This is a genomic window from Rhodococcus sp. WWJCD1, assembly GCF_002258735.1.
In the GTDB taxonomy this organism is placed as follows: domain Bacteria; phylum Actinomycetota; class Actinomycetes; order Mycobacteriales; family Mycobacteriaceae; genus Rhodococcoides.
Genome location: NZ_NOXY01000020.1, coordinates 95,429 through 117,621 on the forward strand (window position 1 = coordinate 95,429; position 22,193 = coordinate 117,621).

The window sequence follows — 22,193 nt, forward strand, 5'->3', positions numbered from 1 at the left end:
CCCGATCGAATCGGACGACGGCGACCTCGAATTTCTCCGGAGTGCGTTGTGGGACTAACGTCCCGGTAATGGTCAGGTCGAGCGAACCGCGACGTCAAGCGACGTTGGCGTCGATTGCTGCCGAGCTGAAGGTATCGCGCACCACTGTCTCGAACGCCTACAACCGACCGGATCAGCTCTCTCCCGAACTGCGCGAACGCGTACTGCAGGCGGCCAAACGCCGCGGCTACGCCGGCCCCGACCCGGTTGCCCGATCGCTGCGCACCCGCAAGGCCGGTGCCATCGGGCTGCTCCTCACCGAGGCCCTGAGCTACTCCTTCCGCGACCCGGCCGCCATGAGCTTCCTCGCAGGCCTCGCCGAATCCTGCGAGGCCGCGGGGCAAGGCCTACTGCTGATTCCCGCCGGTGCCGAACGCGACGACGTCCAGGCCGCTGCCGTGGTGCAGCAGGCGGGAGTCGACGGATTCGTCGTGTACTCCGTCGCCGACGACGACCCCTACCTCGCTGCCGTGCGCGAACGTCACCTGCCGATCGTCGTCTGCGACCAGCCCCGCAACATCCCCGAGGCCGCCCTGGTTGCCATCGACGACCGTGTCGCCATGAAAATGCTTGCCGCACATCTCATCTCGCTCGGGCACGAGCATCTCGCCGTGCTGTGCATGCGGCTCGGACGCGACCGCCGCGATGGCGTCGTACCCCCGGGGCGGCTGGCGGACAGTCACTTCCACGTCCAACGCGAACGCATCGCCGGAGTGCAGGCCGCGATGATCGACGCCGGACTCGATCCCGACACCCTCACCGTCGTAGAGCGCTTCGACCACACCGTTCGCTCCGGCCACTCCGCCGCGGCCCAAGCGCTGCAAGCCAATCGCGAAACCACGGCGTTGCTCTGCACCACCGACGTCATCGCGCTCGGTGCACTCAACTTCGCGAGGGTCTCCGGAATCGATGTGCCGAGCCAACTCTCGGTGACCGGATTCGACGGCATCTCCGACGCCATCCGCGAGAACCTCACCACCGTGCGCCAGGACGCCGAGGAGAAAGGCCGTCGAGCCGGGAAACTGGTGCTCTCGTCCTCGCACTCGGGCATCGTCGCCGCCGAAACCCTGCCGACCGAACTCTTCCGCGGACGAACCGCGGGACCTCCGCCGGAGCAACCGCCCGCTATCGCCTGACCTCTGCCGTCGCCCGCTCGCCCGCCCCCACCTGCCCTCCCAGTTCGCGTCAATGGACCACTGCACGGCTCAGACGTATGCAATGTGCCATTCACGCAGCAGACCCCAGTGGGTGAATGAACCATTGCACGGGTTGGACGTATGCAGTGGTCCATTGACGCGGAGCGGGGGCGGGGTCAAGCAGGCTGGGCGCTGAGCAATCTCGCGCAACGCAGCAGACCCAGGTGGCTGTAGGCCTGAGGATGGTTGCCGAGCGATCGTTCGGCGATGGGGTCGTATTCCTCACTGAGCAGTCCGGTGGGGCCTGCGGCACTGACCAGTTGGGCGAACAAGGCCTCGGCTTCGGCGCGCTGTCCCACCAACAGGTATGCCTCGACGAGCCAGGCGGCGCAGAGGTGGAATCCGCCTTCGCCGCCGGGGAGTCCGTCGTCGTGGCGGTAGCGGTAGACGGTCGATCCACTTCGCAGTTCGGCCTCGGTGGCGGTGACGGTGGCGGCGAAGCGGGGGTCGGCCGGATCGATCAGCCCGGACAGGCCGATGTACAACGTTGCGGCGTCGAGGTCGGTGCCGTCGTAGGCGGCGGTGAAGGACTGCACCTCGTCGTTCCAGCCATTGGCGAGCACTTCCTCGCGGATGGTCTCGCGTAGTGGTACCCAGCTCGATTCGGCTGTGCGACCGAAGGTTTCGGCCAGACCGATGGCGCGATCGACGGTGATCCACCCCATCACCTTCGAGTAGACGTGGTGGCGGGGATTGTCGCGGATCTCCCAGATGCCGTGGTCGGGCTCGAACCAACGTCGCTCGACGGCTTCGACCATGGCGCAGACGAGTTCCCAGTCGTCGTCGGAGAGGCCGTTCTCCGAACCTGCGGCCTTACGTGCGAGTGCGAGGGCGGACACCAATTCGACGATGGGGCCGAAGACGTCCAGCTGAACCTGTTGGTTGGCAGCATTTCCCACGCGCACCGGACGTGAACCGGCGTAGCCGGGGAGCTCGTCGATGACGGCCTCGGGTGGAAGTCCCAGGCCCCAGATCGTGTACAGCGGGTGTAGACGCTCGGGGCCGGACACCGATTCCAGTACTCCGTGGATCCAGGACAGGTAGTTCTCGGCCTCGGCCACCGATCCCACGTCCACCAGTGCGGTCGCGGTGAGTGCAGCGTCACGCAACCAGCAGTAGCGGTAGTCCCAGTTACGCACTCCGCCGATATCTTCGGGCAGTGAAGTGGTGGCGGCCGCCATGATCGAACCGGACTCGGCGTGCACCAGACCGCGCAGAGTGAGTGCCGATCGTTTCATCAGATCGCGCTTGAGAGGCGGCAGGTCCAGGCCGTCGGCCCAGTCCTTCCAGTATGCCTCGGAGGCGCGACGACGCTCGACCTCGGCCCAGGGGTGCTCGCTCAGATCGTCTGTGCCGAGCCGCAATTCGAGAACGATCGGCCCGTTCGAGGGATCGACCTCTGCATGCGCGGTCTGCTGCGACCCGTCGGAGACGATATTCCAGGTGACGCCGGGGCTACGCAGCACCATCGGGTCGGCCGTGCCGAGAATGCGCAGGCCGTCGGCGTCGGGTTCCAGTGAAGCCCACGCTTTTCCGAATTCCGGACGCGGCGCGAACGTCACCACGGCGGTGGCTTTGCCGGTGATGACGCGGGTCAACGCGGTCTGGCCCTGGCCGATGTCGTGTGGCAGGTAGTCGGTGACCTGCAGGCTGGCCCACTTGGTCTGCACCGTCATGGTGCCGTCCACGTACTGCTGGCTCAGCGGCAACGATGCACGGGTGGGTCCGACACTGAAGTGACCGGCCTGATCGCCGCCGAGCAGATGTGCGAACACCGCTGCCGAATCGGGCTCGGGGTGACACAGCCAGGTGACATCTGCATCGGGGGTCAGCAGCGCAACGGCATTGGGGCTTGCCAGCATCGTCAGGCGCTCGATGCGCGGGGCGTCTGCACCCGAGAGCCACTGCCGACGCTCTTCCAACAGGAACGCCAGGGCGAGCGCGACCTGTTCGGTGCTGTCGATACGGAACTCCGCGAGGCTGTCTCCCGGCCCGATCTTGACCCCGATATCGGGGCCGTGCAGGTGGCTGAAGGCCTTCTCGTCGGTGACGTCGTCGCCGAAAAAGACTGCAGCAGTGGCTGCTTCCTGATGGCGAAGGATGTCGAGCGCGACGCCCTTGTCGGTGACGATGACGGCCAACTCGATGACGGACTTGCCCTCGGTGACCTGGACGCCGTCCCGTGCTGCCGCGCCGGAACGCACGGCCGCGAGCGCCTCGCTACCGGCGGCGGTGTCGGCGTTGCGCACGTGCAGCGCGACACTGGCCGGCTTGGTTTCGATACTGACGCCGGGATGGGTGTCGGCGATGGCCTGCAGTTCGCCGGTGATGACGGTGAGGAGCTTCTTGGCGTCGTCGTCGATGGCGTTGACGAACCCGGCGTCGAACTCGCTGCCGTGACTGCCCACCAGCTGCACCTCGGACGGCAGCCGAGAGAGGATCGCGAGATCGCGGAGGGCGCGCCCGGAGATGACGGCGGCATTGGTGCCGGCCAGTGAGGCGAGCCCGCGCATGGCGCTCACCGACTCGGGATGTGGGAACGCCTTCTGGGGGTCGGAGACGATCGGTGCCATGGTGCCGTCGTAATCGGACGCGACGAGCAGACGCGGAGTCCGAGCTACTCCAACGAGTGCGCGGCGTAGTTCGAGCGGCAATTCGAGAGCAGTCACCCGTCGAATCTAGGCGATGAACCCCGCCTCGGCGTACCTGGCTTTGTGCGCTCGGTGTATCACTGCTGGTCGGGCACCAGACCGGGCGACGGCGTCACACCCGAGGCTGCCGACATCGATGCGGCGGACTTGGTGACGATGGCCAACATGGCTCGCTGTGCGGCGTCGGCGTCGCCGGACTGGATCGACGAGGCGACCACCCCGTGCAGGCGGATCGCCTCCGGGTCTGCCTGCCTCGACATCAGGGCGTGCCGGGTGCGTCCGGCGAGCACCTCGACCACGATGTCGGACATCGACCGCAACATCGGATTGCCCGACGCGGCGAGCAGTGTCCGATGAAAGTTGCAATCGTGTTCGAGATACGCCTCGGAGTCGGCTGCGCGGGACGTCGACGACATTCCGATGACGGCGGCTGTCAATGCGCCGCACTGCTCGGGCGTCGCTCGGTGAGCTGCCAGTTTGGCTGCCAAAGGTTCTATGCCCGAACGCAATTCGCTGAGCAGTAGTAGTTGTTCGGCGCGAGCGGGCCCGGCCAGCTGCCAGCGGATCACCACCGGATCCAGTGAGTTCCAATTCTCGGAACCCTGCACGGTGATCCCGACGCGCCGCCGCACGGTGAGCAACCCCAGCGACTCGAGAACCCGGACCACTTCCCGTACGACCGTCCGCGAGACGGTGAACCGCACGGCGACGTCGTCGGCCGAGATTCGGGTTCCGCCCGGGATCGCGCCGCTGACGATGTCGCGACCGAGCTCGTCGAGCACCGAATCGTGCAGTTGGCGGAAATCGCTGGTCTCGGTCATGTCCGATCGATCGTCCCACGGGTGGCCCGGTTTCTCGCGTCTGTCCGATCCGAACGAGCTCGATGCAGCAGTATCGAGGGATGGCATCGCAGACGACAGGCAGAGCGCATCATCCGGTTCTCGTGGTGATGGGAGTGTCCGGATCGGGCAAGTCCACGGTGGCGGGCATCCTCGCCGGGGCGTTGAAATGGGACCTACAGGAGGGCGACGACCTGCACCCGGACGCCAACGTGGCGAAGATGGCGTCAGGGCAGCCGTTGACCGACGAGGACAGGTGGCCGTGGCTCGACGTGATCGCGGAGTGGATCACCGACCACACCACTACGGGCCGATCCGGGATCGTGACGTGCTCGGCGCTCAAACGGTCGTATCGGGACGTGCTCAGTGCCGCGTCGAGGGAGGGTGCGGAGGTGATCTTCGTTCATCTGGCCGGAACCAAGGATCGGATCAGCGGGCGCCTCAATGCCCGGATGGACCACTTCATGCCGTCCTCGTTGCTCGATACCCAGATCTCGACACTCGAGCCGCTCGGTGAGGACGAGAACGCCATCGTCGTCGACATCGGCCCGCCTCCGACGAAGATCGCCGAACAGGTCCTCGTCGAGCTCGAAAAGCGGGCAGGGATGTCGGAGAGTCATTGACGGTCAGGTTTCAAGCAAGCGCGCTTGCTTTTAAGTACTACGAATGAACGAAGGAGCTTGTAAAAGTACGACGAATGAGGGAAGGTGAGCTTGTTCACTTTTCAGTGAGGAGACAGCTCATGGTGCGAGGCGCACCCGCCAGGCCGGTCCAACTTCCCGTCCCCAACGCAGATGTGTGGGACTGGCAACTCGACGGCCTGTGTCGTGGACTGGACTCGTCCGTGTTCTTCCACCCCGAGGGTGAACGGGGCCGCGCCCGCTCCTCGCGAGAAAAGGCCGCCAAGCAGGTCTGCGGTCGCTGCCCGGTCCTCGACCAATGCCGTCAGCACGCCCTCGAGGCGAACGAGCCCTACGGCGTGTGGGGCGGAATGTCGGCGCACGACCGCGCCGATGTCTACCGCGGAGCCGTCCGTACCGCTTGATCCTGCTGTACCGAAACTTGTCGGTGGTCTCGTGTTTCATGACGACCCATGAACAAGGTCCTGCGTGCGACGCTCGTCAGTGCGGTCGTCATCACCACCGTCATCGGAATTGCGTCGTTCGTGCTGAGTTTCGCCGCACTGTGGGATCTCGCCACGATGGCAGGCGTCCCGCGCTCGCTGTCATGGCTGTGGCCGGTGATCGTCGACGGCACCATTCTCCAAGCGACCATCTCCGTGATCGCACTCGCCCAGTTCGAGGATCAACGCAGTGGCCGACGCTTCTTCTGGGGTGTGTTGATCACCGCGGCTCTAGTGAGTATCGGCGCAAATGCCATGCACGCCTTCATATCCGACGCCGGCACACTGCATCCCGCTCTGTCGGCGGCCATTGCGACCGTCGCCCCGGTGAGTCTGTTGGCCGCAACCCACGGACTCGGCATCCTCGTTCGGGTACCGGCGGAACTGCCGAAGACCGTGGACATCGCCGACGACGAAAAACCTGCAACCGACGAGTGGGCTTTCGTCCCGCGAGCCGAACCCGTGACACCTGCGCCCGAACTCCCCACACCCGAGATACCGACACCCGGGCCGACAGAGCGCGCCGAGAAGCCGGTCCGCATCGAGCAGCCCGTGCCTGAATCAGCGATGGCATCGGTGCGCACGGTCGAACCTCTCGACGAAGTCGATCGCTGGATTCTCGACGAAGAACGGGTGGACGATCTCTATCCCGTCGACGCCCCGTGACACCCGGTGGCACCATCGAAGGATGAGTCCACAATTGCCGAGATCCGTAGTTCCGGAGAAGCCGAAGCCCGGCCAGGAATCCGTCTGGGATTACCCCCGTCCGCCGAGCCTCGAGTCCTCGAACCGTTCACTCGTCGTTCGACTCGGAGGAGAGGTGGTCGCCCGCACCACCGCCGCCTACCGCGTACTCGAGACGAGCCATCCGCCCACCTGGTACATCTCGCCGGCTGACGTCGTTCCGGGCGCGTTGACCCCGTCGGCAGCGCGCTCGACGCACTGCGAGTGGAAGGGTGCGGCAACGTACTGGGACGTCCACGGCGGAGATGCCGTCGCAGAGGCAGCCGGATGGAGTTACGAGAACCCCACGCCGCGGTTCGCCGCGATCGCGGGCTACCTGGCGTTCTCGCCGAGCCGTCTCCAGTGCGAAATCGATGGAGAAGCGGTCCGACCCCAGGAAGGCGGTTTCTACGAGGGCTGGATCACCGACGACGTCGTCGGCCCGTTCAAGGGAATTCCGGGCTCCTACGGCTGGTGACGATTCACTCCGCGGGCAATTCGGCGCGGGCGATGATCTGAATCGAACTCGCCGCACCGGGGTCGCTGCCGGTCACCAGCACGTTCCCGGTGCGCGGATCGACCGCGACGGAATTGGCCTGTATCACCGTCGGGACGTCACCCAGAATTCGCGGAGCAGTGGGATCCGACACGTCGACCACCCGCAGGAGGTTCGACGCGGTCAACGTCACGAACAGCAGCTGACGGTCGGTGTCCACAGCGAGCCCGTACGGGTTGCCGGGTGCGTCTATCGACGCGATCTGACGAATGCCCCCAGCAGCGTCGACCGATGTGAGCAGGACTGCTCCGCCGTCGGTGTCGGCGAATCCGGCCGTCGTCTCGTTCACCGTCACAGCGTGCGTGAGCTTGACGCCGATCGGGGCCTGCGCCACCTCGCGTTGTGTCGCGCCTTCGTAGACCCACACGCCGTTGCCCTGAACGTCCGCTACGGCTGCGTACGGCCCGAGAGCTGCGACTCCACCGGGTTGGACGGGGCCCGGCGGTAGCTCCGACAGCACCGAGCCGTCGCGCAGGAAAATCACTCCGCCACCCATTTCGTTGGTGGCCACGATCGTGCCGTCGGAGGTCGAGACGGCATCGTGCGGCTGACGGCCCACACCGGTGGCGGTCGACAGGATCGTACCGTCGTCGAGTGAGACCTCGACCAGCTCGTCGCTGCCTTCGAGCGGTGCCAGCACCGGGCCGTCGGGGCCGGCGAGCGAGAGATGCCGTGGTGCTCCGGTCGTCTGGACCATTTGCCGCACGACACCTGTCGCCGCGTCGAACAACACCACACCGTCGGGCTCTCGGACCGCTGCGGCAGCGATCCCGGATGTCCCGACCACAACACCTTCGGGAGCGCCCGGTAGCGCGACGACGGTGCCGATCGGGTCGGCCGAATCCGGAGCCTGTGCGGGCTCGGCCGCCGGAGTCGTTGCCGGAGTGGACGGTTCGGTAGGGGATTCGGCGGCGGAGCATCCGGCCACCAGAACACAGACTGTTGCCACCGCAACCAGGCGCGCCCTCATCGGCGGTACTGCTCGAAGTGCAGGGCGTCGTCGAGGGGACGCCGAGAGCGCCAACCGAAACGCTCCAGATCCGGCACCTCCTGGAACGACTCGACCGGGCCGACGCACAGCCAAGCGATGGGACGGACCGGAGCGGGGATATCGAGCAACTCGGTGAGGTACGCCTCGTCGTAGAACGAGACCCAGCCGACGCCGACGTTCTCGGCAATCGCTGCCAGCCAGAGGTTCTCGATCGCGAGCACAGCAGAGAACAATCCGGTGTCGTCGACGGTGTCGCGGCCCAGGACGTGCCGTCCTCCGCGGTTCGGATCGTAGGTGACCACCACTCCGGTCCCGCTTGTTTCGATCCCCTCGATCCGAATGGGGTCGAACGTCTTTCGGCGTTCGGCATCGAGCTTGTCGGCGAAGTCCTGTCGGCAGCCCGCGACGTGGGCGGCGAATGCGCTCAAAGTGTCGGGCTTGCGGACCACGACGAAGTCCCAGGGCTGGGTGTTGCCGACGCTCGGGGCCTGATGCGCGGCACCGAGGATGCGGCGCAGCGTGTCGTCGTCCACGACGGTTCCGTCGAACTCGGCACGGACATCGCGTCGAGATCTAATCGCGGCGTACACCGACAGGGCTGCCTCGGTCATGGTATCCGTTCTCCTGTAACAGTTTTCAAGCGAGTGTTCAGTTCGGCGACGAGGGCGGGCAGTAGATCCGATGAGGTGGGTCTGCCGAGGTGGTACCCCTGGGCACGCCCGCATCGCAGTTCCCGTAGCGCGGTCATCGTCATCTCGTCCTCCACGCCCTCTGCAGTCACCGACAACCCCAGCGTACGGGCGAGCTCGACGGTCGATCGTACGATCGCGGCGTGCGCGGGATCGTGGGCCATCCCGCCGACGAAGGCTCGATCCATCTTGAGCTCCTGCACAGGTAACCGTTCGATGTAGGCGAGCGAACTGTAGCCCGTGCCGTAGTCGTCGATGGCGACCTGTACGCCCATCGCATGCAGAATCGACAGCATCTCGGTTGCACCCACAGGATCGGTCATGGCCGAGGTCTCTGTCACTTCCAGTGTCAATCGTTCTGCAGGACAGTGGAATTCCCTCAACGCGGTGCGTACCTGCGCGATCAGGGTGTCGTCGAACAGGTTGCGGGTCGAGATGTTGACGGCCATCTGTAGATCCAGTCCGTCCATTGCCCAGAGACTGCGTTGGGCGAGCGCACGGGTGAGCACGTAGCTCGTCAGCGGCCGGATCAGCCCGGTCCGTTCGGCGGTGGGTAGAAATGCGCTGGGCGCAAGCAGCATCCCGTTCGGATGATGCCACCGCAGCAATGCCTCAACGCCGACGACAGTCATCGACTCGAGATCGACCTGGGGTTGATACAGCAGTTCCAGCTGGTCGGATTCGAGTGCGGTGGTCAACTCGCCGAGCATGATCAGTTGCGCGCTCGTGTCGCGGTCCATGGACCGGTCGTAGAACGCGACGCGCGACTGCGTCGCCTTCGCGGCCTGCACGGCGAGATCGGCACGCTGCACCAGGCGATCCGGGGTGTCCTCGTCCTCGCCCTCTGCAATGGGAAGGCTGAACGCCACACCCACACTCGCCTCGATCAGCAGCGTCATGGTGCCCACATCGAACGGCGCAGCGAACCGGCGCTGAATCTCGTGTGCCAGTGCGGTCGGGTCCATCGAATCGGCCGTCCCGCACAGTGCGAACTCGTCACCTGCCAAGCGCGCCAACATGATCGAATCGTCGACGACACCCCGCAGTCTGTCGGCGACCGCCACGAGAACCTGATCGCCCAGGCCGCGTCCGAACGTGTCGTTGATTTCTTTGAATCGGTCGATGTCGACAGTCAGCAAGGTTGTGTCGCCCGCGTTCTGCCAAATTCTGTGTTCCAGGGCGCGGAGGTTGGCGAGACCGGTGAGGTGGTCGGTGTCGGCGGCGGCGCGGAGCCGCACGGTCTGCGTGTGGAGCAAGCGCAGCAGATCGGTGATGCGGTATATCACCAGAATCACCAACGCCGATGCACAGAGCAGAACTGCCCAGCCCCATTGCGCGATCGGCTCGTCGCGAATCACCTCGATGAACATGACCGTCGGAGCCGTCAGGGTGGCAGCGGTCAAGACGACGACCGTAGGGGTGGTGAACGACGCCATCAGGTGTGCTTCGGGTTCGATGTTCGGGCTCGTTATTCGCCGCATGGACGGATGCAGGGCCGCGACGCCGATGAGGACGTACGACATGGTCCACCCGACGTCGATCAGTGAGCGCTCCGACGACGGCTCCGAAACGATCGAGAAATTGTTGACGATATCGGTGACGACCAGCAGCAATACTCCCGCCGTCAGGAACCGGTACGACAGAGTGCGCCATTGTCGTGAGCCGACGAAGTGGGCCAGTAACCCGAGTAGAAAGATGTCCATGGCGGGGTACGCCACGTCGACCAGGCCTGCCGTCCCCGAAACAGCGTCGTCGCCGAGCGTCGGCTGCACGGCGAACACCCAGGTGAGCAATCCGAACGCGACCATGACGATGGCACTGTTGGCGACGTGACCGCGCTCGCTCGCTCGCCATTTATGCCGGACCAGCAGAAACAGACCGAACCCGTAGATCGGGTAGGCCGTCAGATAGACCGCGTCGGCGAGCGAGGGTTCGGGAACGCTGCCCCGCGTGACATCGATCCACTCGAACACGATGTCGCCGACGACCCAGAGCCCGGTGCCCAGCGCGATGGTCAACCACGCAGTGCGATTGGTCGGCCGGTGCATCCTGGTGCCGATCACGGTGGCCGCAACAGCGGACGCACCGACGAGCACGAAGATCGACTGTGCCGCGGCGATGCTGGGAACTGCGAAGTAGGCGACGCAGCCGAGTACGCCGAGGGCTGCGTACCACCGCCACCAGGCCGTCACGATTCTCTCCAGCCGTTCACGCCGATCCGACGACATCAACAATGGCACACTCGGTGATCTGGGTCACTTCGGCTGTCTCGATTGCTCTGCTTGTGTATCAAGAGTATGTCGGTAGCCCGTGCGAGCATGGATTCGTGGAGTCCACCGGCAGACCCGTGGCGAGCATCATGCACGCCGACCTGGACTCCTTCTATGCCTCGGTGGAGCAACGTGACGATCCCCGGCTGCGCGGTAAGCCGGTCATCGTCGGCGGGGGAGTGGTGCTCGCCGCCAGCTACGAGGCCAAAGCGTTCGGGGTGCGCACCGCAATGAGTGGCGGTCAGGCCAGGGCCGTGTGCCCCCAGGCCATCGTGGTGCCGCCGCGCATGGAGGCGTACTCGCAGGCGAGCAAGGACGTGTTCGACGTCTTTCACGACACCACCCCACTGGTGGAGGGCATCTCCATCGACGAGGCTTTTCTCGACGTCGGTGGGTTACAGAAGATCGCGGGCAGTGCAACGGAGATCGGACAGCGTCTGCGGCAGGAGGTGGCCGAGCAGGTGGGGCTGCCCATCACCGTCGGGATCGCCACCACCAAGTTCCTGGCGAAGGTCGCCAGTGCGTTCGCGAAGCCGGACGGTCTGCTGCTCGTACCGCCCGGCGGCGAACTCGAGTTCCTGCACCCGCTGAACATCGAAAGACTCTGGGGCGTAGGGAAAGTGACCGCCGAGAAGTTGCACGTTCTCGACATCAGGACCGTCGGCGACATCGCGGCCTACGGCGAGCGGTCGTTGGCCTCGGTGCTGGGCAAGGGTGCGGGCGCGCATCTGTATGCGCTGGCCATGGGCCGTGATCCCCGACGCGTCCAGCCCGGCAAGTCGCGTAGTTCCATCGGCGCACAGCGGGCACTCGGACGCGGCAGGCACGACGCAGCCGAGGTGGAGGCATCGTTGATCGGGCTCGTCGATCGCGTCACACACCGTATGCGCGCAGCGGAGCGAACCGGTCGAACTGTCATGTTGCGCTTGCGTTTTGCCGACTTCACCCGCGCTACCAGATCGCACACACTCGATCGCGCAACCGCCGACACCCGAGATATTCTCGACGCCGCGCTGGAATTGCTGCACGACGCGGCACCGATGATCACGGAGAAGGGCATCACCCTCGTCGGTGTCACCGTCTCGAGCATCGACAAGGGCGGCGCGGAGCAACTGGAACTGCAGTTCGACGCACCGCAGGTGCGCAAGCCCCCGGAGGCATCGGCTCTCGACCGTGCGCTCGACGGGGTGCACAAGAAGTTCGGCTCCACGTCGTTGACGCGTGGGGTGCTGCTCGGCCGAGACCCGGGAATCTCGGTCCCCCTCCTACCGGACTGACTACGTGCGAACTGTGGGCCGAACCCGAAAGCCCTCGGGCATCATGGTCAGTCGCTCCTGGACCTTCAGACGGTACGACGGGTCGGCCTGCAGATCGAAGCGCTGCAGGATGGTCCCGAGTACCAGAACTGCTTCGTGGATAGCGAATTGTCTTCCGATACAGGCGCGTTCGCCGGTACCGAAGGGTTTGTACACGTGCGCGGGGCGTGCCTTGATGCGATCGGGTAGAAAATTGTCGGGATCGAAGTCGCTCGGACGGTCACCCCACACCGGATCGCGGTGCAAGGCCGTCACCAGAACGACTGCCCAGTCGCCGGCCGCCATGCGGTAGTCGTCGCCGATGACGGTGTCTGCCCGCGCGCCGCGTCCGAACGCGGGAACCGTCGGCCACAGGCGCAGCGATTCGTCGAGGACTCGGCGGACGTACCGCAGTTTGGGAACCTGACCGAACTGGGGTTTGCCCGTGCCCCAGACCTCGTCGACCTCGGCGCGGGCGCGCTCGAACACCTCGGGGTGGTTCGCCAAGTAGTAAAGCGCGAAAGACAGTGCACCCGAGGTGGTCTCGTGGCCGGCGATCAGGAACGTCAGGATCTGATATCCGATGTTGGCCTCGCTCAGCGCATTCGGATTGTCGGCGTCTTTCGCCGCATCCATCATGATCTGCAGCAGGTCGCTGAAGTCCTCGTTCGATCGGCGGCGGGTTCTGACGACATCGGCGAGGACGTCGGCCAAGTACTGCTTGTTGTGTGCGTATCTGCGATCGGACTTGGCGAACAAGGGCTTTGCGAACGCAGGGATCGACAGCAGCGACCGCCGCTGGTTGTACGTCAGTGCGCCGACCATGGCGGCCACGAAGGGATGCGGCTCGGCGCGCGCGAACGAGCCGAAGCTGTAACTGAAACCGGTGCGTCCGATGGTCTCGAGTGTCAGTTTTGTCATGTCCGAAGAGACGTCGGTGTCGGCACCGCTACGAGAGCGGCCCTCCCAGTGCTCGATCAGGTCATCTGCGACGTCGACCATGATCTCGTGGTACCCGCGCATGGCGCCCGCAGTGAAGGCCGGACGCAGAAGGTCATGGGCGCGTTGCCAATTCGGCTCGTGGTTGTAGGCGGTGAACAATCCGTCCGCCCCGATATCCCGTAGATTCTCGACTCCAGGGGGCAGGAACTTCTCGAAGCGTTTTTCGTCGCACAGCTCGCCCACCACGTCGGCACCGGAGGCGAAGACGAAGCGTCGCCCGAGAATTTCGCGCTCGAACATCGGGCCGAGTCGGCCGGCCAAGACGGTGGAGTCCTGAATCGGGGTGCGGGGATCGACGCCCACGACATCGCCGAGTACGGGGAGTCGGTAGGGAGGATGCGGTAGCGAGCCGTTTCGCACCGCGAACTGTGTCGACATTGCCGCTCCCTCGTTGACGAACCGCGTGCTGTTGAACTGATGTGTAATAGTGACCGTACTCACTGTTGAACTCGTGTCAAGTAAGATCCGAAGCCCATGACCACACCCCGTAAGCGCATGACGCCGGCGCAGCGTCGCGCGCAGTTACTCGAGATCGGTTCCGCATTGTTCGCCGAGCGGCCGTACGAGGATGTGTGGATCGAGGAGGTCGCCGATCTCGCGGGAGTGTCCCGTGGGTTGATGTACCACTACTTCCCGTCCAAGCGGGAGTTCTTCGTCGAGATCGTGCGCACCGAATCCGAGCGCAACCTCGACGTCACCGCGCCGGACACCTCGCTGCCCGTCCTCGAGCAGGTCGCAGCCGGTCTCGACGCGTACATCGCCTACTCCGACGAACACGCGCACGGCCTCCGTGCCGTCAACCGGGGCGCGTTGCTCGGCGACCATCGGATCAACGACATCCTCACGCGAGAGTTCGCTGTTCAGCAGGAGCGGATCCTTGCTGCGCTGCCCCCGGCATTCGCCGACGACGAGATGGTGCGAACAGCGCTGCGCGGCTGGATCGCGTTCGTGCGAGCGGTGTGTCTGGATTGGGTGGAGCGCAGAACCCTCGATCGTGAGCAGGTTCGTGAGCTGTGCCTTCGCGCGCTGTCGGGTCTTCTCGAGGTGTGAGCTGCGGGGTTATCGTCGACACATGTGCCGAAACATCACCACCCTTCGAGGGTTGGAACCACACGCAACCGACGAGGAAGTCGAAGCTGCCGCGCGACAGTACGTCCGCAAGATCAGTGGCGTACAGAAGACGTCCGACGCCACGCGCGACGCCTTCGAGCTGGCCGTCGCCGAGGTGACAGCAACGACGCATCGGCTCCTCGATGCACTGCCGGACCGGCGTCAGCCACCTCCCACGGTGCCGCCGCTGCGGCGTCCCGAAGTGCAGGCGAGGATTGCAGCCAAGGCCGGCGCGTCCTAACGGGTGCTGTCCGGTGGCACCGCCGGCAGTCCCTCGCTCACGCGCAGTTTCTCGGCCATCGAGCTGAGTAGGTTCTGCGATTCCTCGGACAGGTCGAACGCGCGGGCAGACAGGCGGCGTAGGCCGTATCCCTGCAGTCGGCCCAGCAATTCGAGGTCGTGATCGACTTTGGCTGCGTAGATGTTGTCGAAGAAGTAATCGGGCTTGACCTTGAAGAAGGCAGCCAGTGCCGTCACGGTGTCGGCGGACGGGTTGGCGCGTTGGCCCGACCGCAGTTGCGAGATGTACGGCTTGGAGATCTGGTGCCCGCGCAGGGCGAGAGCGTCGGCCACCTCCGCGTTGGTGTGTGGCTTGCGTCCCGCAGGGTGGATCGTGGAGAACAGATGGTTCAGACGTGCGGCGAAATCAGCGGACATCGGGGATGTGTTTGCCTTCCTGACACGGCCGCTGCCCACCGGGCAGATCGATCCGCCGAGGACCGAACCGGTTGATAGTAGCCGGTGCCATGGTTCCGCTGGACCATGGCTGACCTGCAGAAACTTAGCCGAAGATAGTACTGATCGGTTTCCTGATCTTGCGGGCACGCCGGTGGGTCCAGCGTGCTTCCATAGTGGACCGTCTCGATCGAACAGATGGTTTTCGAGCAGAATTCGTCGCACGATCGGCACCTCGGTGGCACACTGGATTGCCAGGCGAAGGGGGTGGAGATGGCCGATCGTCGACGACGAACGTTCGATTCACGCGACGGTGACGCGGAGGTGGTCGAACCACTGCTGCGCGCGGTTCTGTCCTACGCTCCGCGGGACGAGTCGCCCCCGCCGCATCCTTCCGAGGGAATCACTCTTCGAGCCGAGAACGGCTCCGGCTGCATTCGGCTCGAACTTGCCATCGCGGGCGATCTCGGCACGGGCATTCCCGGGCCGTTCGGATCCAGGTTCTACGAGTGCGGATCGTACGAAGTCATTGTGCCGCAGCGAGATCCGCACGACGGCGCGCTGCTGATGATCCATCTTCTCGCCCCGCAGGCACCGCACAGATTCGAGTTCACGACGTCGATGCCGCCGTTGTGGAGTCTGCGGCTCGAGCACGATGGCTCGGTGTCGGTACTGGACGAGGTCGGCATCGCCGTGATCTTCATCGGCCGTCCGTGGGCGTTCGACGGTGATCTGCAGCCGGTGCACGTGCACTACACCATCGAGAACGGTCTGCTGGTGCAGAACGTCGGAGTTACCCCGGATACCGGATATCCCATCCTCATCGATCCCGATCCCGATGCCATCATCACCGGAGACGGCCGACTCGTCACCGAGGCCTGGACTCCACGTCTGGTGGTCGGCGGGGTTGTCGAGGACGTGCCGCCGAAATCGTTGTCCAGCTGAAAAGCGTTGCGGCACAATCAGAATGGATCGTGCTGAACATGCTCCATCGGGGTACCGACCTTGCGTAGTGCGTACAGCGTGGTGCGCACCATCGACGGCGACCCGCAGATCTGAATCTGGCGATCGGCCCACGAGCCGAATCGGGTGACGACCTTTCCCACCGCACCGTGCAGTCGATGGTGCATTCCCCACGGCAGCTCGCGCGCCGGGCCGGAGTACCACCACGGATCTTCCAGCTCCTCGGTTACCGGGACCACCGTCAGCCATGGATTGGACAGCGACAACTGCCACAGGGTGTCCAGATCGTAGAGATCGCACGGATACGTACCGCTGACGAACAGATGCACCCGCGGATTGTTGCTGCGCTGAGCCATCTCCATGACCTGAGCGCGCAACGGAGCCAGGCCGGTGCCTCCCGCGATCATCAACACGTCCTCGTGGATCGCGCGATCGACGTGCATCCCGCCCAGTGGTGGACTGATGGACCAGCGATCACCGACCCGAGTCTCGGTGACCATGGCGGGGGACACCCAGCCGCCGGATACGCGTCGAACATGGAACTCGATCTCGCCGTACGGGTTGCTCGGAATGGCCGGGGACAGGTACCGCCACAACTTGGGTCGCTGCGGGATCTGCACACTGACGTACTGCCCGGGGAAGTACGGGATCTCGCCGTCGGTCTTCAATCGCACCACCGCGAGGTCGTCGAGGAGCCGTTGGTGTTCGACGACGGTGGCACTCCAGTACGGCGGCAGTTCGTCGTTGTCTGCGGCGGCGGCCATCGCGTTGCTGACCACGGTGAGTGCGTCGTGCCAGGCCGTCTCCACCTCGTCGGTCCACATCTCGGTGCCGGCGAACGTGCGGAACGCGCTGATCAGAGCCGAGCTACCCGCGCGGAAGTGCGCGCCCGAGATGCCGTGCTTGCGGTGGTCTCGGCCGAGTTGCTCGAGGAAAGGCTCGACGCGGTCGGTGTCGTCGAGATGCTCGAAGACGTAGCCGAGCGCCAGTACGAAATGTTCGCGAAGTGAATCCATCGAGGCGGGAAACAGGGATCGGAAGTCCGGGTACTCGGCAAAGAGGTGTGCGTAGAAGGACCTGGAGAGCCGGGCGGGGCCGTCCGGCGACGCGACGACGGACTTGAAACCGGTGCGGACCAGGGAGATCGTTCGTGCGTCGAGCATCGATCAACCTCCACCCCACCGATTCGCCACCGAGTTCGCCACCGATGACACAGCCACTGTCGACCGTCACCAAAGTAGACCGATCGAGACTTTCGCGCGAGAGGGCGCTCGAGAAATCCAAGGTTGAGCGGAACAGACTCAACTTGTCTATGGTTGTACCCAGCGACACGCAAGAACCGATCCGAGAAAGAAGGTGACCGGTGGACAGTTTCACTCCCACCACGAAGTCGCAGGCAGCGCTCTCTGCTGCTCTGCAGGCCGCATCCGCGGCCGGTAACCCGGATATCCGTCCGGCACATTTGTTGGTGGCGTTGCTCGATCAGACCGACGGCATCGCCACTCCACTGCTGAAGGCCGTCGGCGTCGACCCTGCAACGGTGCGTCGAGAAGCGCAGAACCTCGTCGACCGCCTGCCCTCGGCATCCGGCTCGACCACCACTCCGCAACTCGGCCGTGAAACCCTCGCCGCGATCACCGCAGCGCAGCACCTGGCCACCGAACTCGACGACGAGTTCGTCTCCACCGAGCATCTGATGGTCGGGCTCGCGACTGGTGACTCCGACGTCGCCAAGCTCCTGACCGGCCACGGAGCCGGACCCAACGATTTGCGCGACGCCTTCCAGGCCGTACGGGGCAGCGCTCGGGTGACCAGCGCGGATCCGGAGAACACCTATCAGGCGCTGGAGAAGTACAGCACCGACCTGACCGCGCTGGCCCGAGAAGGCAAGCTCGATCCCGTCATCGGTCGCGATACCGAGATCAGGCGCGTCGTGCAGGTTCTTTCACGCCGCACCAAGAACAACCCGGTGCTCATCGGCGAACCCGGCGTCGGCAAGACGGCCATCGTCGAAGGACTCGCGCAGCGCGTCATCGCCGGCGATGTACCGGAAAGCCTGCGCGGCAAGACCGTCGTCTCGCTCGATCTCGGTTCGATGGTCGCGGGCGCGAAGTTCCGCGGTGAGTTCGAGGAGCGGCTCAAGGCCGTGCTCGACGACATCAAGAACTCCGCAGGCCAGGTCATCACGTTCATCGATGAGCTGCACACCATCGTCGGAGCCGGCGCGACCGGCGAATCCGCCATGGACGCGGGCAACATGATCAAGCCGATGCTCGCCCGCGGCGAACTGCGACTCGTCGGTGCGACGACCCTCGAGGAGTACCGCAAGTACATCGAGAAGGACGCTGCCCTCGAACGCCGCTTTCAGCAGGTCTACGTCGGTGAACCGTCGGTCGAGGACACCGTCGGCATCCTGCGCGGGCTCAAGGAGCGCTACGAGGTGCACCACGGTGTCCGGATCACGGACTCTGCCCTGGTCGCCGCGGCAACCCTGAGTGACCGGTACATCACGGCCAGGTTCCTGCCCGACAAGGCGATCGACCTCGTCGACGAGGCCGCGTCGCGGCTGCGCATGGAGATCGACTCGCGGCCCGTCGAGATCGACGAGGTCGAACGCGCCGTGCGTCGCCTCGAGATCGAGGAGATGGCGCTGGCCAAGGAGACCGACGACGCGTCGAAGGCTCGCCTGGACAAGCTGCGTCAGGAACTCGCCGACCTGCAGGAGAAGCTGGCCGGGCTCAGCACCCGTTGGCAGAACGAGAAGAACGCCATCGACTCGGTGCGAGTGCTCAAGGAAGAGCTCGAGAATCTGCGTGGCGAATCCGACCGCGCCGAACGCGACGGCGATCTCGGCAAGGCAGCCGAGCTTCGATACGGACGCATCCCGACGCTCGAGAAGGAACTCGCCGTCAAGACCGAGGCGTCACCCGCGCAGGGTGACGTGATGCTCAAGGAGGAGGTGGGGCCGGACGACGTCGCCGACGTGGTGGCGGCTTGGACCGGAATCCCGGCAGGCCGGATGCTCGAAGGCGAGACCGCCAAACTGCTCCGCATGGAAGACGAACTCGGCAAGCGAGTCGTCGGACAGAAGGATGCGGTGCAGGCGGTGTCCGATGCCGTCCGTCGAGCGCGCGCAGGTGTGGCCGACCCCAACCGTCCGACGGGATCGTTCCTGTTCCTCGGGCCCACCGGCGTGGGTAAGACCGAGCTCGCGAAAGCGTTGGCGGAGTTCCTCTTCGACGACGAACGCGCGATGGTGCGGATCGACATGAGCGAGTACAGCGAGAAGCATGCCGTCGCTCGCCTGGTCGGGGCACCTCCGGGCTACGTGGGCTACGAGGCAGGCGGACAGCTGACCGAGGCGGTGCGCAGGCGGCCGTACACCGTGGTGCTCTTCGACGAGGTCGAAAAAGCGCACCCCGATGTGTTCGACATCCTGCTCGCAGTGTTGGACGAAGGCCGCCTCACCGACGGCCAGGGCCGGACCGTCGACTTCCGCAACACGATCCTGATCCTCACCTCGAACCTCGGTGCCGGCGGTACCAAGGAGCAGGTCATGGACGCGGTGCGACGCTCGTTCAAGCCCGAGTTCGTCAACCGACTCGACGACGTCGTGGTGTTCGACGCCCTGTCCGAGGACCAGCTCGAGTCGATCGTCGACATCCAGCTCGGCTTCCTCACCAAGCGTCTTGCCGCTCGTCGTCTGACGCTCGAGGTGTCTTCGCCGGCGAAGATGTGGCTCGCGGCCAGAGGCTACGACCCGCTCTACGGCGCTCGGCCGCTGCGGCGACTGATCCAGCAGGCCATCGGCGATCAACTGGCGAAGCTGCTGCTTGCCGGGGACGTCCACGACGGCGACGTGGTGTCGGTCAATGCAAGCCCGGACGGCGAACGCCTCATCCTGGGTTAGCAGGTCTGCGAGACGGGCCCGCACGAGCACTGCTCGTGCGGGCCCGTTCTGTGTCGCCACCTGCGTTCTGCCGGGTAGGTACCCTCGTGGAATGACGAATCCGGACGACCCACGGTCACCGCGGGAGCGCGACCAGGATGCGGCCGAGCGCAACCGACCCGACGACGCTCATCCCACCGAGGCGTATCCGACTCAGGCGTACGGAAGTCCTGGGTACCAGAACCCGGGGTATCAGGACCCGGCCCAGCAGAACCCGGCCCAGCAGAACCCGGCCCAGCAGAACCAAGACCCACAGGCGTATCCGCCGGGGTATCAGCCCACGCAGGCGCTGCCGCCGTACGACCCCGATCAACAGGCAGCAGCAAATCAGGCCTACGGCCAGACCCAGCAGTACGGCCAACCGCAGTACGGCCAACCGCAGTACGGCCAGACTCAGCAGTACGGCCAACCGCAGTACGGCCAGGCCCCGGGTTACGAGACTCAGCAGTTCGGCCAACCCCAGCAGTTCGGCCAACCCCAGCAGTTCGGCGGGCCACCCGCCGAGGAACCCGCCGCCGATTCGGGTGGCAAGGGTCCTCGCCCCTGGGTTCTGGCCCTGATCGGTTTCGTCGTCCTCGCGATCGTCGTAGTTTTCGGAATTTCCTTCCTGAGCGGTGGATCGGACGACTCGAACACCACGGCTGCTGCGCCGTCGACGTCCATTCGGCCCTCGCCGTCGAGTACGCCCACGACCACGCCGCGTCCCGCGGAATCGGGTGCGACGACCACGCCGGAGCTGATCCCCGGTGGAATTCCGGAGATCCTCGGTCAGCTCGGTTCGTCGGTGGGAACGATCAGCGCCAACGATGGTTCGAGTCTGACGATCGACGGACTCGATGGTGCGCCGGTCACGGTGCAGACCACGCCGCAAACCCAGATAATCTCGTTGTCCGGCACCGATGTGGCGTCGCTGAAGGTCGGCGCTTTCGTCGTGGTGCAGGGAGAAGCCGTCGAGGACGGGACCATTCGCGCGAACGTCATCATCGAGACCCCGAATCTCGGCGGTTAGCAACCAGCATTGTCGTAGGGATCGTTCACAGGACCCGGCGGTGGTGGGCGGAGACGGTGTGGATGTCGATTAAGGTGGTTCGCGATGACGGCAATGTGGTTCGGCCTGGCGGCGATTGCACTGGTAGGTGCAGTGGCCCTGCTCTACATCGACAGGTCCAAGCGAGATCAATCCGGGCGGCTGCGGCAGATGTGGGCCAAGGCGCAGGGATACGAGTACCGACCGCACGATGAAGAACTGGTCACCCGGTTCTCCCGTGCGGCCCTGTCCAAGCCCGAGTTCGACGTGGCTCTCGGCGTGGTGACCGGTGTTCGACGGGGTGAGGAGTTCGTTCTCTTCGACGTCGAGGAAACGGGCACCATCGTGGCCGTGCAGCGCTCTGTCGGTTCCGATGTCGACATAGACCTACGGCCTCGCTCGACGCCACCGCCGCGCGACGGGGACATGGAACTGCTCGGGTCCATCGGCCCGCGCGTGGTGTTCGCCACCGATGTCGATATCGCTCGCCGGGTCTGCGATCAGCGAATGGCCGCTTTCACCGAATCCGTTCCCGAAAATCTTCAGTTGCTGTGGAGCGAGAAGGACTGGACACTCGGATCGCTGCCGCTGGGCAGCTCCGGGCGCGATTGGGACGCGGCTATCGATGCGGTCGCACGACTGTCCGGCATGCTGCACGTGCTTCCCCCCGTGCGCGGTAGCGCGGTCTACGGCGCCCGCGCTGGCGAGCCCGGCCGTGATCGAGGCGATCCGGGCCGGCCGTTGGTCAAGGAAGCTCTCCCCCAGCAAGCCCAGCCGCAGCCGCGAGTTGCCGAGCCCACCAGGTCCGAGCCGCGGGTTCGACCTCCCCAGGCGGCTCGTCCCCAGGTAGCGCGTCCCGAGATATCCCGCCCTCAGGAGCCCCGTCCTCAGGAACCCCGTCCTCAGGAACCCCGCGACCACGAGCCGCGTCCTCAGGAACCGGGTCGCAGGCCGCGTCCACCCAGGCCCGATGCGGCGGGTCCGCAGGCCGTACGTTCGGCGAATCCGTCGCGTTCGGTGCCGCGTCCGCCTGCGTCGCGTCCGATTCCCTTCGATTCGGAGCGTCGGCGCAATCAGCCCTGATTTCTTTCGGGC

At 65.3% G+C, this 22,193-nt stretch carries 20 protein-coding genes; 12 read left to right on the plus strand and 8 right to left on the minus strand.

The features are described from left to right. Positions 1-68 precede the first annotated feature (68 nt). Complete coding sequence (locus CH286_RS12675) at positions 69-1,175, plus strand: LacI family DNA-binding transcriptional regulator (protein WP_032380155.1); 1,107 nt, start codon at positions 69-71, stop codon at positions 1,173-1,175. A gap of 176 nt (positions 1,176-1,351) precedes the next feature. On the opposite strand, the gene otsB is transcribed toward CH286_RS12675, so the two are convergent. Continuing rightward, positions 1,352-3,904 carry a trehalose-phosphatase gene (otsB, locus tag CH286_RS12680; protein ID WP_094609385.1) on the minus strand — a complete coding sequence of 851 codons (2,553 nt, stop codon included), beginning with the start codon at positions 3,902-3,904 and terminating at the stop codon, positions 1,352-1,354. Between the two features lie 59 nt (positions 3,905-3,963). Beyond that, positions 3,964-4,707: a FadR/GntR family transcriptional regulator gene (locus CH286_RS12685; RefSeq protein ID WP_094609386.1), complete on the minus strand. Its 744-nt coding sequence runs from the start codon at positions 4,705-4,707 to the stop codon at positions 3,964-3,966. A gap of 80 nt (positions 4,708-4,787) precedes the next feature. Here CH286_RS12685 and CH286_RS12690 point away from each other — a divergent pair, with 80 nt between their 5' ends. The 4 genes from CH286_RS12690 (at position 4,788) to CH286_RS12705 (ending at position 7,049) form a co-directional block, all read left to right on the plus strand. Next, positions 4,788-5,348 carry a gluconokinase gene (locus CH286_RS12690; protein WP_032401511.1) on the plus strand — a complete coding sequence of 187 codons (561 nt, stop codon included), beginning with the start codon at positions 4,788-4,790 and terminating at the stop codon, positions 5,346-5,348. A gap of 119 nt (positions 5,349-5,467) precedes the next feature. After that, complete coding sequence (locus CH286_RS12695; protein WP_094609598.1) at positions 5,468-5,770, plus strand: WhiB family transcriptional regulator; 303 nt, start codon at positions 5,468-5,470, stop codon at positions 5,768-5,770. A 48-nt stretch (positions 5,771-5,818) separates the two neighbouring features. Beyond that, positions 5,819-6,514, plus strand: coding sequence for a DUF2637 domain-containing protein (locus CH286_RS12700; protein ID WP_094609387.1), 696 nt, complete (start codon positions 5,819-5,821; stop codon positions 6,512-6,514). Between the two features lie 22 nt (positions 6,515-6,536). Further along, positions 6,537-7,049 carry a DUF427 domain-containing protein gene (locus CH286_RS12705; protein WP_032380167.1) on the plus strand — a complete coding sequence of 171 codons (513 nt, stop codon included), beginning with the start codon at positions 6,537-6,539 and terminating at the stop codon, positions 7,047-7,049. A 4-nt stretch (positions 7,050-7,053) separates the two neighbouring features. On the opposite strand, the gene CH286_RS12710 is transcribed toward CH286_RS12705, so the two are convergent. The 3 genes from CH286_RS12710 to CH286_RS12720 are packed head-to-tail and all read right to left on the minus strand — an operon-like array spanning position 7,054 to position 10,999. Then, a complete protein-coding gene (locus CH286_RS12710) occupies positions 7,054-8,097 on the minus strand; it encodes a hypothetical protein (protein ID WP_094609388.1) in 1,044 nt (347 codons plus the stop codon). Beyond that, positions 8,094-8,714 (minus strand): 5,6-dimethylbenzimidazole synthase, encoded by a 621-nt coding sequence (bluB, locus tag CH286_RS12715; protein ID WP_170944735.1) that lies wholly within the window; start codon positions 8,712-8,714, stop codon positions 8,094-8,096. Before bluB ends, CH286_RS12710 begins: the two co-directional genes overlap by 4 nt. A gap of 11 nt (positions 8,715-8,725) precedes the next feature. After that, the gene (locus tag CH286_RS12720; RefSeq protein WP_255182646.1) at positions 8,726-10,999 is read right to left on the minus strand and encodes a putative bifunctional diguanylate cyclase/phosphodiesterase; all 2,274 of its coding nucleotides are present in this window, start codon (positions 10,997-10,999) and stop codon (positions 8,726-8,728) included. Between the two features lie 167 nt (positions 11,000-11,166). Here CH286_RS12720 and dinB point away from each other — a divergent pair, with 167 nt between their 5' ends. Next, complete coding sequence (dinB, locus tag CH286_RS12725) at positions 11,167-12,354, plus strand: DNA polymerase IV (RefSeq protein WP_032402001.1); 1,188 nt, start codon at positions 11,167-11,169, stop codon at positions 12,352-12,354. Here the strand turns inward: dinB and CH286_RS12730 are convergent, their stop codons facing one another. After that, entirely contained in the window at positions 12,355-13,752 is a 1,398-nt protein-coding gene (locus tag CH286_RS12730; RefSeq protein ID WP_094609389.1) for a cytochrome P450, read from the minus strand. Positions 13,753-13,848: 96 nt separating this feature from the next. On the opposite strand from CH286_RS12730, the gene CH286_RS12735 reads away from it, so the two are divergent. Both CH286_RS12735 and CH286_RS12740 read left to right on the plus strand, forming a co-directional pair. Further along, a complete protein-coding gene (locus tag CH286_RS12735) occupies positions 13,849-14,424 on the plus strand; it encodes a TetR/AcrR family transcriptional regulator (protein WP_032401518.1) in 576 nt (191 codons plus the stop codon). Positions 14,425-14,446: 22 nt separating this feature from the next. Then, positions 14,447-14,725: a DUF2277 domain-containing protein gene (locus tag CH286_RS12740; protein WP_032401519.1), complete on the plus strand. Its 279-nt coding sequence runs from the start codon at positions 14,447-14,449 to the stop codon at positions 14,723-14,725. Here the strand turns inward: CH286_RS12740 and CH286_RS12745 are convergent. Next, on the minus strand, positions 14,722-15,141 hold the full coding sequence (locus CH286_RS12745; RefSeq protein WP_032380730.1) for a helix-turn-helix domain-containing protein: 420 nt from the start codon (positions 15,139-15,141) through the stop codon (positions 14,722-14,724). The two genes, CH286_RS12740 and CH286_RS12745, sit on opposite strands and share 4 nt — an antisense overlap. Positions 15,142-15,432: 291 nt before the next feature. Between CH286_RS12745 and CH286_RS12750 the strand changes: the two genes are divergently transcribed. Continuing rightward, positions 15,433-16,104: a hypothetical protein gene (locus CH286_RS12750; protein ID WP_141215841.1), complete on the plus strand. Its 672-nt coding sequence runs from the start codon at positions 15,433-15,435 to the stop codon at positions 16,102-16,104. A gap of 17 nt (positions 16,105-16,121) precedes the next feature. Here the strand turns inward: CH286_RS12750 and CH286_RS12755 are convergent, their stop codons facing one another. After that, the gene (locus CH286_RS12755) at positions 16,122-17,285 is read right to left on the minus strand and encodes a globin domain-containing protein (protein ID WP_094609390.1); all 1,164 of its coding nucleotides are present in this window, start codon (positions 17,283-17,285) and stop codon (positions 16,122-16,124) included. A 200-nt stretch (positions 17,286-17,485) separates the two neighbouring features. Between CH286_RS12755 and clpB the strand changes: the two genes are divergently transcribed. The 3 genes from clpB (at position 17,486) to CH286_RS12770 (ending at position 22,181) form a co-directional block, all read left to right on the plus strand. Next, positions 17,486-20,032 carry an ATP-dependent chaperone ClpB gene (clpB, locus tag CH286_RS12760; RefSeq protein WP_032380174.1) on the plus strand — a complete coding sequence of 849 codons (2,547 nt, stop codon included), beginning with the start codon at positions 17,486-17,488 and terminating at the stop codon, positions 20,030-20,032. A 91-nt stretch (positions 20,033-20,123) separates the two neighbouring features. Then, positions 20,124-21,080 carry a DUF5666 domain-containing protein gene (locus CH286_RS12765; RefSeq protein WP_094609391.1) on the plus strand — a complete coding sequence of 319 codons (957 nt, stop codon included), beginning with the start codon at positions 20,124-20,126 and terminating at the stop codon, positions 21,078-21,080. An 84-nt stretch (positions 21,081-21,164) separates the two neighbouring features. Next, positions 21,165-22,181: a hypothetical protein gene (locus tag CH286_RS12770; protein WP_094609392.1), complete on the plus strand. Its 1,017-nt coding sequence runs from the start codon at positions 21,165-21,167 to the stop codon at positions 22,179-22,181. The last annotated feature ends 12 nt before the right edge of the window (positions 22,182-22,193 follow it).

Bases quoted from the DNA above. Each gene is read 5' to 3' on its own strand.
- CH286_RS12675 (WP_032380155.1), top strand. From the start codon at position 69: ATGGTCAGGTCGAGCGAACCGCGACGTCAAGCGACGTTGGCGTCGATT.
- CH286_RS12685 (WP_094609386.1), bottom strand. From the start codon at position 4,707: ATGACCGAGACCAGCGATTTCCGCCAACTGCACGATTCGGTGCTCGAC.
- CH286_RS12690 (WP_032401511.1), top strand. From the start codon at position 4,788: ATGGCATCGCAGACGACAGGCAGAGCGCATCATCCGGTTCTCGTGGTG.
- CH286_RS12695 (WP_094609598.1), top strand. From the start codon at position 5,468: ATGGTGCGAGGCGCACCCGCCAGGCCGGTCCAACTTCCCGTCCCCAAC.
- CH286_RS12700 (WP_094609387.1), top strand. From the start codon at position 5,819: ATGAACAAGGTCCTGCGTGCGACGCTCGTCAGTGCGGTCGTCATCACC.
- CH286_RS12705 (WP_032380167.1), top strand. From the start codon at position 6,537: ATGAGTCCACAATTGCCGAGATCCGTAGTTCCGGAGAAGCCGAAGCCC.
- CH286_RS12710 (WP_094609388.1), bottom strand. From the start codon at position 8,097: ATGAGGGCGCGCCTGGTTGCGGTGGCAACAGTCTGTGTTCTGGTGGCC.
- dinB (WP_032402001.1), top strand. From the start codon at position 11,167: ATGCACGCCGACCTGGACTCCTTCTATGCCTCGGTGGAGCAACGTGAC.
- CH286_RS12730 (WP_094609389.1), bottom strand. From the start codon at position 13,752: ATGTCGACACAGTTCGCGGTGCGAAACGGCTCGCTACCGCATCCTCCC.
- CH286_RS12735 (WP_032401518.1), top strand. From the start codon at position 13,849: ATGACCACACCCCGTAAGCGCATGACGCCGGCGCAGCGTCGCGCGCAG.
- CH286_RS12740 (WP_032401519.1), top strand. From the start codon at position 14,447: ATGTGCCGAAACATCACCACCCTTCGAGGGTTGGAACCACACGCAACC.
- CH286_RS12745 (WP_032380730.1), bottom strand. From the start codon at position 15,141: ATGTCCGCTGATTTCGCCGCACGTCTGAACCATCTGTTCTCCACGATC.
- CH286_RS12750 (WP_141215841.1), top strand. From the start codon at position 15,433: ATGGCCGATCGTCGACGACGAACGTTCGATTCACGCGACGGTGACGCG.
- CH286_RS12755 (WP_094609390.1), bottom strand. From the start codon at position 17,285: ATGCTCGACGCACGAACGATCTCCCTGGTCCGCACCGGTTTCAAGTCC.
- CH286_RS12765 (WP_094609391.1), top strand. From the start codon at position 20,124: ATGACGAATCCGGACGACCCACGGTCACCGCGGGAGCGCGACCAGGAT.
- CH286_RS12770 (WP_094609392.1), top strand. From the start codon at position 21,165: ATGACGGCAATGTGGTTCGGCCTGGCGGCGATTGCACTGGTAGGTGCA.